This is a genomic window from Mesorhizobium sp. WSM4849, assembly GCF_055811385.1.
This window is the reverse complement of record NZ_JBVVPW010000026.1, coordinates 33,902-44,427: the sequence shown is the minus strand read 5'-3', so window position 1 is coordinate 44,427 and position 10,526 is coordinate 33,902. Positions and strand designations below refer to the sequence as shown.

9 protein-coding genes, 1 tRNA gene and 1 pseudogene are annotated in these 10,526 nt (G+C 61.3%); 4 read left to right on the top strand and 7 right to left on the bottom strand.

The window, feature by feature from the left end; genetic code table 11:
* The first annotated feature begins 203 nt into the window (after positions 1–203).
* Complete coding sequence (locus AC0L3L_RS25770) at positions 204–1,256, top strand: threonine aldolase family protein (RefSeq protein ID WP_473639723.1); 1,053 nt, start codon at positions 204–206, stop codon at positions 1,254–1,256.
* Between the two features lie 11 nt (positions 1,257–1,267).
* Here AC0L3L_RS25770 and AC0L3L_RS25765 read toward each other — a convergent pair.
* Positions 1,268–2,021 (bottom strand): annotated as a pseudogene (locus AC0L3L_RS25765) (sulfite exporter TauE/SafE family protein).
* 170 nt (positions 2,022–2,191) lie between these two features.
* Positions 2,192–2,659, bottom strand: a complete 468-nt coding sequence (locus AC0L3L_RS25760) for an Hsp20 family protein (protein ID WP_473639721.1) — start codon at positions 2,657–2,659, stop codon at positions 2,192–2,194.
* A 541-nt stretch (positions 2,660–3,200) separates the two neighbouring features.
* Between AC0L3L_RS25760 and AC0L3L_RS25755 the strand changes: the two genes are divergently transcribed.
* Positions 3,201–4,175 carry an alpha/beta fold hydrolase gene (locus AC0L3L_RS25755; protein WP_473639719.1) on the top strand — a complete coding sequence of 325 codons (975 nt, stop codon included), beginning with the start codon at positions 3,201–3,203 and terminating at the stop codon, positions 4,173–4,175.
* Positions 4,176–4,274: 99 nt separating this feature from the next.
* Here the strand turns inward: AC0L3L_RS25755 and AC0L3L_RS25750 are convergent, their stop codons facing one another.
* From AC0L3L_RS25750 to AC0L3L_RS25740, 3 genes are all read right to left on the bottom strand, one after another.
* On the bottom strand, positions 4,275–4,802 hold the full coding sequence (locus AC0L3L_RS25750; RefSeq protein ID WP_473639717.1) for a DUF1579 family protein: 528 nt from the start codon (positions 4,800–4,802) through the stop codon (positions 4,275–4,277).
* A 119-nt stretch (positions 4,803–4,921) separates the two neighbouring features.
* On the bottom strand, positions 4,922–5,695 hold the full coding sequence (gene hisN, locus AC0L3L_RS25745) for a histidinol-phosphatase (protein ID WP_473639716.1): 774 nt from the start codon (positions 5,693–5,695) through the stop codon (positions 4,922–4,924).
* A 368-nt stretch (positions 5,696–6,063) separates the two neighbouring features.
* On the bottom strand, positions 6,064–7,020 hold the full coding sequence (locus AC0L3L_RS25740) for an N-formylglutamate amidohydrolase (protein ID WP_473639714.1): 957 nt from the start codon (positions 7,018–7,020) through the stop codon (positions 6,064–6,066).
* 147 nt (positions 7,021–7,167) lie between these two features.
* On the opposite strand from AC0L3L_RS25740, the gene cpdR reads away from it, so the two are divergent.
* Positions 7,168–7,530, top strand: a complete 363-nt coding sequence (cpdR, locus tag AC0L3L_RS25735; protein ID WP_006199474.1) for a cell cycle two-component system response regulator CpdR — start codon at positions 7,168–7,170, stop codon at positions 7,528–7,530.
* 115 nt (positions 7,531–7,645) lie between these two features.
* Positions 7,646–7,720 (top strand) — tRNA-Val (locus AC0L3L_RS25730).
* A 324-nt stretch (positions 7,721–8,044) separates the two neighbouring features.
* On the opposite strand, the gene fcl is transcribed toward AC0L3L_RS25730, so the two are convergent.
* Entirely contained in the window at positions 8,045–9,007 is a 963-nt protein-coding gene (gene fcl, locus AC0L3L_RS25725) for a GDP-L-fucose synthase (RefSeq protein ID WP_473639712.1), read from the bottom strand.
* 141 nt (positions 9,008–9,148) lie between these two features.
* Positions 9,149–10,303 (bottom strand): dihydrodipicolinate synthase family protein, encoded by a 1,155-nt coding sequence (locus tag AC0L3L_RS25720; RefSeq protein WP_473639710.1) that lies wholly within the window; start codon positions 10,301–10,303, stop codon positions 9,149–9,151.
* Positions 10,304–10,526 lie beyond the last annotated feature (223 nt).

Sequence of the window (10,526 nt, the reverse complement as noted above, 5' to 3'; positions counted from 1 at the left end):
TGGGGATGCGCACAAGACCGATTCACAACAATCTTGGGCTGTTCGCGACAGAAAATTACGCACAGCTACGCCAAAACGCAACCTTCGATCGTATCGCCGGTTCTCCGCTCTCACTGGCTTTACCGCTTTTCCGGCGCTTGGCACTTGCGAGCGGCATGCGAAAGCGGCCAAGGTGCATCGATTTTCCCAGCACAGGCAAACGCATGAATTTCGCTTCCGACAATTGGGCAGGCGCCCATCCCGACATCTCAGCCAATTTATCCCGGCATGCCGCAGGTGCTGCCACTGCTTACGGCGACAGCGACCTGGACCGCGCCATCTATCGGCGCTTCAGCGAAATTTTCGAACGCGAGGTTGCAGTGTTCTTCGTCGCAACCGGTACGGCGGCCAACGCCCTCTCCATGAGCGCGTGCAACCGAATTGGCGGCGTCGCCTTCTGCCATTCCGAAGCGCATATGACCGTCGATGAATTCGGCGCGGCGGGCTTCTACACCGGAGGGGCGCGCATGTCGCCGGTGCCGGGTCCATTGGGGCGCATCAATCCGCAGGCGCTCGACCGGGCCATCATGCGCTATTCCCAAGACCTGGCTCCCGCCGGCCAACCGATGGCGGTCACGATCACGCAGGCGACTGAAGTCGGCACCGTCTACACCGTCGCCGAGATCACAGCCATCTCCGAAGTGAGCCACCGTCACGGGTTGCCTCTGCATATGGACGGCGCGCGCTTCGCCAACGCGATTGCCGCGATAGACACCAGTGTGGCGGAAATGACCTGGAAGAGCGGCGTCGACATCGTCTCCTTTGGCGGCACCAAGAACGGCTGCTGGATGGCCGACGCAGTCGTGGTTCTTAATCAAGACCTGGGGCATGATTTGCGCCTGCTGCGCCAGCGCGCCGCCCAGAACTTTTCCAAGTCGCGCTTCATCTCGGCCCAGTTCGAAGCCTATTTCGCCAACAATCTGTGGCTGGAAACCGCGCGACACGCCAACGCCATGTCGGCTCGGCTGGCGGCAGCAATTGAGGATTCTGCTTCGGCCCGGCTCGCCTGGCTTCCCCAGGCCAATGAAGTCTTCGCAATCCTCAGCCGCAACAATGCCGAACGGTTGCAGGCCGCCGGCGCCAAATTCTACGAATGGGGAGTACCGCACGGTTTCGACGGCCATCTCAGCGAGAATGAGGCTATCCATCGCTTCGTCACCAGCTTCGCGACCACGGATGAGGACATAGCGCAATTCGAGGCCTTGATCGGCGCGTAGTCCGTTCAGGGCTAAGCCAGGAAGGGCCGCACCAGAAGCTCGAAGCCGAGCAGGATCAGAAAAATCAGAAACCAGCGCCGGAAGGTTTTTGGGTTGATCCGTTGCCTGAGGACCTGCCCGAGCCACATGCCAAGCAAGGCTGGAGCAACGGCCAGCGAAGACATCGCGATATGCTCAAGCTGGAACGCCCCATGCGAGGCTAGGCCGACCGCTAGCGCAATGGTCGACACGGTAAAGGAAAGACCGAGCGCCTGGATCAGGTCATCCTTGCCCAGTCCCAATGCCTGGATATAGGGGACGGCGGGAACCACGAAGACCCCCGTGCCGCCCGTGACAATGCCGGTGATGAAACCGACTGCGGGTGACGACCAGCCCTCGGCTGGCACCGGGACGGTCAATTGGCGGGGCCAGCAAGGTGTAGGCGCCATACGCGATCAAAGCGGCACCAAGACCGGCGGTCGTCCACTTGACGTTGTCACTGGCCAGCAGCCATGAGCCCGCCACGGTGCCGATCAAGATGCCCATCATCATCAGCCACAGCCGGCGCAGGATCGACGCAAAACTCGGGCCGGCGAACAACTGCCAGACATTGGTCGCGAAGGACGGAACAACAAGCAGCGAGGCGGCGGCGACCGGTGGCATGATCGTACCCAGCAGCCCCATCACCAGCGTCGGCAACCCCATGCCGGTGACGCCCTTGACGATACCGGCCAGCAGGAAGGTGGTGGCGATTGTGCCTGTCAGCGTCAAAGAAAAATCAGACATCGCGTCCTTGATGGTCTCGGCGATCGAGATGGCTCAGGCCGCAGGATGACGCAGCGCCGCTTGCCACGAAAGAGCCAGGACCTGTGGTCCTGGATGGCACAGGCAAACAAAAAGCGGCGCCTTTCGGCGCCGCTCTCGTCTAGGAGGAGATGGGCTTTTAGTTGCTGAGGTCAAGCAGCGGTCTTGGCCTCGATCTGCTTGGCCTTCGCCGAAGCCGCGGTGATCGCGATCTTGCGGGGCTTCAGCTCCTCGGGAATGTTCCGCTTGAGGTCGACGAAGAGCAGGCCATTCTTAAGCGTGGCGCCGACGACGTCGACGTGATCGGCAAGCTGGAAGCGGCGCTCGAAGGCGCGTGACGCGATACCGCGATAGAGCAGTTCGGAGCCTTCGCCATTACCCTCTTCCTTGCGCTCACCCTTGACGGTCAGCACATTGCGGTGAGCTTCGATCGAGAGCTCGTCGTCCGAGAAGCCGGCCACCGCCATCGAGATGCGATAAGCATCCTCGCCGGTGCGCTCGATGTTGTAGGGCGGATAGGTCTGCGCGCTTTCGGGCTGCGCAAGCGAATCGAGCATGGTGAACAGCCGGTCGAAACCGACGGTCGAACGATAGAGCGGGGAAAAATCAACGTGACGCATAGTGTGTTCTCCTGTTGAGCAACAAGGTTTGCGTGTGGCCGGTGCGAAACCCGTGACGGCGTTCCGAATAGGCCAGCGGCCCCGACATTGGCGGCCGCAGCAGACATTTGGGGAACACGTGAAAGCATTTCAAGATTTTCGATGAACGGCAGATGAACCGCGGCTTCGGCGGGCGTTCAGCTAAGCGGAGCTAGACTGCTTCCAGGATCAAGGAACAGGCGGCGGTTACGGCGTCGCGCGTCCTCTCGGACACGCAAAGGACGCTGTAACACTTTGATTGCGCATGATTCACAGCGAAAATCGGGTCCGATTTTCGGGGTCACGTGCGAGATGCCGCAACGGGGCCGACCGGGTGTAACGTCCCTTCCTCCCGGATCGACGGGGGGCCGGAAGCATGCCGCAAGCTGCTTTCGGCCTCACTCGCTGGCTGCCTCGTTCAGCCTTTCCAACGCGTCCGGAATTCCTTTGCTTTTGCTGCATGGGCGTCTATGCCTACCAAAGCTTGCGCCATGCAGGCAGCGACACACAAACGCAGCGCCGAATGACGGACCTCCTCAACGAAATTCCCCTCTTCCGCGAAATTCCGGGCAATCCGCTACCGGAAAATGCGGCCGGTGGTTTCTTTACGACGCGCGATGGCAAGAAGATCCGCTACGGCCTCTTTCCCGCCGTTGCCCGCCCGATGAAGGGCACCGTGGTCGTCTTGACCGGCCGCAACGAGTGCATCGAAAAATATTTCGAGACCATCCGCAACCTTGCCGATCGCGGCTTCGGCGTCGCCACCCTCGACTGGCGCGGCCAGGGCGGTTCCGACCGGCTGATCAGCGACCGCGAGCGCGGCTATGTCCGGAGCTTCTTCGACTATACCGGCGACCTGGAACAGTTCTTCGAGGAGATCGTGCTGCCCGACTGCCGGGGGCCGTATTATATCTTGGCCCATTCGGCCGGGGCGGTGATTACGCTGCTTGCCGCACCGTCGATGGTGAACCGCGTACGGCGCATGGTGCTGATCGCGCCATTCCTGGCCGTTCCCGACCTGCCGGTCTCGACAACCACCGTTCGCCGCCTGTGCTCGCTGTTCTGTCTGCTGGGCCTTGGCAAGCTTTATGCCGCCTGGGGTCCGCGGCCCAGAAGAATCATTCCGTTTGCCGCCAACATGGTGACATCAGATCCAGAGCGGTATCGACGCAACACGCTGATCTACGAAACCTACCCGCAACTGGCGCTCGGCGGCCCGACGATACGCTGGCTGAAAGCGGCGGCGCAGGCCTCCGAGGCCATCAGCGATCCCGACTTCATGGCCAGGATCCAGGTACCCTTGCTGGTGATCGCCGCCGGTGCCGACCAGGTCGTCTCGACCAAGGCGGTGGAAACCTACACTAGACGTCTCCGCCTCGGTTCGCTGCTGGTGATCGATGGCGCACGCCATGAAATATTGCAGGAAGCCGACTTCTATCGCGAGCAGTTCTTTGCCGCCTTCGATGCCTTCATCCCGGGAAGCGACGACACGGCCTGATTGAGTGCCGCACTCCCTCCGGACGCTCCAAGAGCGCTCCAAGTCATTGAAGTCCATGCCCCTTGGCTTGAAAAATGCCTGCCAACCTCGATCGTCGGCCTATCCCTGCCGGGCGAAATCCATGATCCAGTTGGTCTCCCAGGTCTTGCCGCCATCCGGTGAAAAAGCCTGCTCCCAGCGCGCCGATTTTTCAGTGATCCGCGACCATAGGAAGCGAACCTGGATATGGCGTCCGTCGAAGACGTCTTCGCACAGGAACGTGCCGACAGCTGCTTCGAAGGTGCCGCGCATCGGAATATCGATGGTCGCCGGGTTGCGGCCGTCGATCCACCAGATCGACCATTGTCTCGTCGCCGGATCGAACGTCCGCAGCGTGGCGGCGCGATAGGCGCCGCCGGGCAATTCAATCACATTGTCGTCGACATTGCCGAGGCCGCCAAGGATCGGGCGCACTTCGCACGTCCCGCCAAACACGTCCCAGTTCGTGTCGCCTTGCAGGCGCTTCTGCAACCTTCGATGGCTGACGTTCCAGCGTCCGAAGAAGAAATCGAAATCGGCCCGGCCGTCTGCTGGAGCATTTTCTGCCGGCGCATCTTCGGATTGGCTGGTTGTTGATAGCGTTGGCATGTGAATCCCTCCCGTGACATCATCTGCATAGCGGAGAGCTGCTGACATCCTCCTGTCAGGAGCGTGGGCTACATCGCCCGTGGGCACCCTGGTCCGTAATGGCCAGTTGCCCAGCCGGTTCAGCCACGCAGCGCCGCCATCGCGGCGGCATGAAGCTCCGGCGTTGCCGCAGCCAGGATGTCGCCGCCTCTTTCCGCCGGTCCCCCTTCGAAGGTGGTGACGACGCCGCCGGCCTTCTCGATGATTGGGATCAGCGCGACGATATCGTAGGGTTTTAAACCGGGGTCGGCGACGATGTCGACGCTTCCCGCCGCGACCATGGCGAAGGCATAGCAGTCGGTGCCGTAGCGGGCGAGCTGGACCTGCTGCTCGAACTGGTCGTAGCGCAGGCGCGCGTCTCCCTTGAACAGTGCCGGCGTGGTGGTGAACAGCGTCGCCTCGGCGAGGCTTGCCGTCTTGCGTGTCGTCAGCCTTCGCGGTCCGCCCGGGCCTTCATAATGGGCACCGGACGCGTTGGCATAGAAAAGCTCGCCGGTGAAGGGCTGCGACATCATGCCGGCAACGGCATCGCCGTCGACCGTCAGCCCGACCAATGTTCCCCACACCGGCAGGCCGGAAATGAAGGCACGGGTGCCGTCGATCGGATCGATCACCCAGACATGCCTGCTGGAAATGTTCTCGCTGCCATGCTCCTCGCCGAGGATGCCATGATCGGGATATTCCGCTGATATAAGCGCCCGGATGACCCGCTCGGCCTCGCGGTCGGCCTCGGTGACCGGGTCGAAGCTGCCTTGCTCCTTGTTGGCGACCGCGCCTTGGCTGCGGAAGCGCGGCAAGGTTTCGGCTGCGGCGGCATGCGCAATGCGCCGCATGAAATCGATGCTGATGTCCAACTGATTCTCCCGCGTTGTACGGTGCTGGAACAGTCGTTTGCCTGTGGTTTTCCGCCAAAACAAGGGCGTGCGGAACTTTTGCGCATCGTCAACTGTTGCTCGAATGCAACGCTGGCGCCCTCGAATTCAGTTTCCACATCATAGTGAATTAAAAACGCCGGTCGACGGCTTGACATTTGTGCATCGCACAATAGATTTGTTCTCGGACAGGCTTTCCTGTCCATGCCCTCCTTGGGCGTTTCCTCCCTAGACTTCGACCGTGTCGTGCAAACGATGCGGTCTTTTTTTCAGCGCAGCATCCAGCCGATCGCGCGTCCCCGACCCGCACGCGCAGAATCCCACGTAAAAATCGCTTCCGATTTTCGGCATCATTCGGCGGCAAGCGGCAGATCGACAAAATTGTGGTCGGGCATCGCCATCAGGTCGGCCGAGAATTGCGCCAGATCGTCGGCGAGCGCATCGAAGCCGGCGGATTTCTGGAACGTCCGCTCGTTCATGTAAAGCCCGCGATTGACCTCGATCTGCAGTGCATGAAGATGGCGCACGGGGCGGCCATAATGCTCGGTGATGAAGCCTCCGGCATAGGGTTTGTTGTGGGCGACGGTGTAGCCCATGCCGATCAGCAGGCCGATCGCCGTCTCGGTCAACGCTGCCGAGGCGGAGATGCCGAAACGGTCGCCGACGATGAAGTCGGGCCTGACACCGCTGTCGCCGACCCTGATGCTCGCCGGCATCGAGTGGCAATCGATCAGCACGGCAAAGCCGAACCGCGCATGGGTCCTGGTCAAAAGCCGTTTTAGCGTCTCGTGATAAGGCTTGTAGACAGCCTCGATGCGCGCGACAGCTTCCGCCAGCGGCAAGCGGCCGGCATAGATTTCGAGCCCCTCTCCCACCAGCTTGGGCACGGTGCCAAGCCCGCCGGCTACGCGCGCCGAGCGGATGTTGCAGAACGACGGCACGGGTTCGGCGAACATCCGCGGATCGAGTTCCCACGGCTCCCGGTTGACGTCGAGATAGGCGCGCGGGAAGTTTGCCGCCAGCATCGGCGCGCCGAGCGCGACGGCGCCGCCGAACAATTCGTCGACATAGCAATCTTCGGAGCGGCGGATGGCGTTTCGGTCCAGCCTTGCCATGGCCAGGAACCGGTCCGGATAGTGACGACCGCTATGCGGCGAGTTGAAGAGGAAGGGGACGCGCTGTTCGGCGCCCGACCGGATTTCGAAGGGGGGAACGACCGAAAAATCCTCGGCTGCCGTTTTCAATTTGAACGAATCCGGAAACACCAATGCATCATGGTTGGAAAGGTGCCACCTCCCCGGCCGCATGTCCAGCGTTTCGGCGTCCGGACCGCTTTGTTAAAGGCCGATCGGGCCTTTATCGTTCACTTGATGTTTACCGTCACCTCCTCATATACAGGATGGTTAACGGGCTGCCCCACGGCAGTCTCGGACGGGTGATTCGGACGGGATAAGATGGCACGCATTCTACTGGCGGAAGACGACGATGACATGCGCCGGTTCCTCGTCAAGGCGCTGGAGCGTGCCGGCTACCAGGTCAGCGACTTCGACAATGGTGCCAGCGCCTATGAGCGGCTGCGCGAAGAGCCTTTCTCGCTGCTCTTGACCGACATCGTCATGCCGGAGATGGACGGCATAGAACTCGCCCGCCGCGCCACCGAGATCGATCCCGACCTCAAGGTCATGTTCATCACCGGCTTCGCCGCCGTTGCGCTCAATCCGGATTCCAAGGCGCCGAAAGACGCCAAGGTGCTGTCGAAGCCGTTCCATCTGCGTGACCTCGTCAACGAAGTCGAAAAGATGCTGCAGGCGGCCTGAACCGATTCTGGCAGGCCTTCGGCACCCCTTCAGCGGCGTGGCGAGGCGAACCGTTCTTTCCCTTTTCCTCCTATTGACGCGCCGTGGCAAAAATGGTGTATGCGCGGCTTCGGATGGGCGTGTAGCTCAGCGGGAGAGCACTGCATTGACATTGCAGGGGTCACAGGTTCAATCCCTGTCACGCCCACCATCCAGACAATCCGCCGTCTCTCGTACCGGCAGATTTACGGGCGCGTCCAAGCTGGACCGCGTGAATGCCGCATTTTCGAGAATGCCAAAATCGGACGCCTCGATTTTCTTGCCCAGCCAATGCTTCTCAATGAAGTCGGCAGAGAATATCTTTTCGACCGCATCGACGACATGAAATCATGAAATTTGGTGGGGGGCATCGCTCCTCCAGGTGAATCCGAAACGCTAAACCAAGCGTGTCGGCGAGCGATTTTGCATTGGACACGGCCAAGAGACGGCCGCCCAAGCCGTCATGTCTGCTGGCAGCAATCAGCGTCGATTGAGATCAGGCTGCGCCGAGGCGGAGATCACCTGTCTCAATATGCTGGAGAAACCACGCATAGGTCTGCTCCAATCCGCTCTGAAGCGAGTACCGCGGGCGCCAGCCCGTGGCAAACAGGCGCGACACGTCCATCAGCTTGCGCGGCGTGCCGTCCGGCTTCGTCGCATCGAATGTGAGCACCGCCTCGGCTCCGACGACGGAGAGCATGGTGCGGGCCAGTTCGGCAATGGTGATGTCTTCGCCCGAGCCGACATTGACGTGGCTGTCGCCGGCATAGTTTTTCAGCAGCCAGACCAGAGAGTCGGCGGCGTCGTCGACATGCAGAAACTCGCGCATCGGCGTGCCCGATCCCCAGACCTCCAGGGTTTTGTCGCCGGCCCGCTTGGCCTTGTGCGCCTTGCGCATAAGGGCTGGTACGACATGGCTGGTGGAGAGGTCGAAATTGTCGCCGGGGCCATAGAGGTTGGTCGGCATCGCCGAGATGTACTCGACACCGTATTGGCGCCGATAGGCCTGGCACAGTTTCAGCCCAGCGATCTTGGCGATCGCGTACCATTCGTTGGTCGGTTCGAGCGGACCGGTCAGCAAAGCGTCCTCGGAGATCGGCTGTGCCGCAAACTTCGGATAGATGCAGGACGAACCGAGAAACAGCAATTTCTGCACCTCGTTGCGAAAAGCGCTCTCGATGACATTGGTCTGCATGATGAGATTGTCCTGCAGAAAATCGACCGGCAACCTGTTGTTTGCCAGGATACCGCCGACCTTGGCCGCCGCCATCACCACCGCATCCGGCCTGTGGTCTGCCATCCAGCGCCGCACGCCGGCCTGGTCCATCAGGTCGAGTTCATCGCGGGATGCGGTCAGGACCTCGCAGTCCTCGTCCGCCAGCCTGCGCAATATGGCCGATCCGACCATGCCGCGATGCCCGGCCACGAAAACGCGCTTGCCCCTTAGGTCGAAGTCCATTGGCGTATCCCTATGCAGAACGGTCGCTATGACCACTGGCGTCGCCGCGCCAGATGGTCCTGCGTCGGACGCATAGCGCATACAGATTTGCCCGGACAAGGCAAATCGGAGATTCGGGCGAGCTCTTCTTGCGGTTGGCGCTCAGACGCCCGCCACGGCGCACAGGTTCTTCATTCTTGCGACGGCAAGTTCCGGGTCGGCCAGCAATCCGGCCTGGTCGGCAAGACGGAACACATCCGCATAGTGGCTAATGCCGCGCGCCGACTGCATGCCGCCGATCATCGAGAAATGGTCCTGGTGGCCGTTCAGCCAGGCCATGAGGACGATACCGGCCTTGTAGTACTCGGTCGGCGCCTCGAAGATTTTCCGCGACAGAGATACCGTCGGCGCCATCAGCGCGTCATAACCGGCGCGGTCGCCGTCGGCCAGCCTCGCCAGCGCGGCATTGGCGACCGGCGCAATGGCGTCGAAAATCCCGAGCAGCGCATGCGAATGTCTTTCGCCGTCGCCGGCGATCAGCTCGGGGTAGTTAAAGTCGTCGCCGGTGAACATGACGACCCCTTCCGGCAGCCGGTTGCGCAGGGCAACCTCTTTGCCGGCATCGAGCAGCGATATCTTGATCCCCTCGACCTTGCCGGCGTGGCGTTCGATGATGGCGACGACCGTGTCGAGCGCGGTGTCGAAATCATGGCTGCCCCAATAACCCTTCAGCGCCGGATCGAACATGCCGCCCAGCCAGTGCAGGATGACCTTGCCGGATGCCTGGCACAGGATGCGATCATAGACGCTTATATAGTCGTCGGGACCCTTGGCGACAGCCGCCAGCGCGCGGCTGGCCATCATGATCGCCGTGCCGCCCAGGCCTTCGATGAAATCGAACTGCTCCTCATAGGCCGCAATGACATCGTCGAGTGTCCTGACGGCGCCTGGCGCCAGATGGTCTGTTCCGGCACCTGAGGCGAGGTCGGCGCCCTCGACGGTTCGCGCCTCGGCGATCGAGCGGCGGATCAATTCCCTGGCGTTTGTCCAGTCGAAACCCATGCCACGCTGTGCGGTATCCATCGCCTCGGCGATGCGGAAGCCGAGCCGCCACAGATGATTGCGAAACGCCATCGTGCGCTCCCAGTCGACCGCTGGATGAGCCCATGGATCGGTCATCTCAAGGGGATCGGCAACGACATGGGCGGCGGCATATGCGATGCGCGAAAACCGCGCGCCGATCACCGGCTGTGCCGGCTGGCCGACAAGGCGGTAGCGAGTGCTGCGACCGCCCTCCCCGGGCAAGGCAATGTCCATCGGTCTCTCCCTTTGATCGCGCCTATAAATGGAACGTTCCAATAAATCAAGAACCTTTTGATTCTCAATCCATGCCCCGAAATGCTGCCTCGCAGTGACAAAGCCCTTTGAGTGCACCGCCTTCAGCTGCGGGGTACTCGCTTTCTGGATTCGAGAAAATCCTGATTGACTCAAATGCAGCACGGAATTAGAACGTTCCAATAAATTCGACCAGAAAATACCG

Coding starts and splice junctions, on each gene's coding strand:
- AC0L3L_RS25720 (WP_473639710.1), bottom strand. CDS start 10,303: ATGGACATTGCCTTGCCCGGGGAGGGCGGTCGCAGCACTCGCTACCGC.
- fcl (WP_473639712.1), bottom strand. CDS start 9,007: ATGGACTTCGACCTAAGGGGCAAGCGCGTTTTCGTGGCCGGGCATCGC.
- AC0L3L_RS25770 (WP_473639723.1), top strand. CDS start 204: ATGAATTTCGCTTCCGACAATTGGGCAGGCGCCCATCCCGACATCTCA.
- AC0L3L_RS25755 (WP_473639719.1), top strand. CDS start 3,201: ATGACGGACCTCCTCAACGAAATTCCCCTCTTCCGCGAAATTCCGGGC.
- AC0L3L_RS25760 (WP_473639721.1), bottom strand. CDS start 2,659: ATGCGTCACGTTGATTTTTCCCCGCTCTATCGTTCGACCGTCGGTTTC.
- AC0L3L_RS25750 (WP_473639717.1), bottom strand. CDS start 4,802: ATGCCAACGCTATCAACAACCAGCCAATCCGAAGATGCGCCGGCAGAA.
- AC0L3L_RS25740 (WP_473639714.1), bottom strand. CDS start 7,020: ATGCGGCCGGGGAGGTGGCACCTTTCCAACCATGATGCATTGGTGTTT.
- cpdR (WP_006199474.1), top strand. CDS start 7,168: ATGGCACGCATTCTACTGGCGGAAGACGACGATGACATGCGCCGGTTC.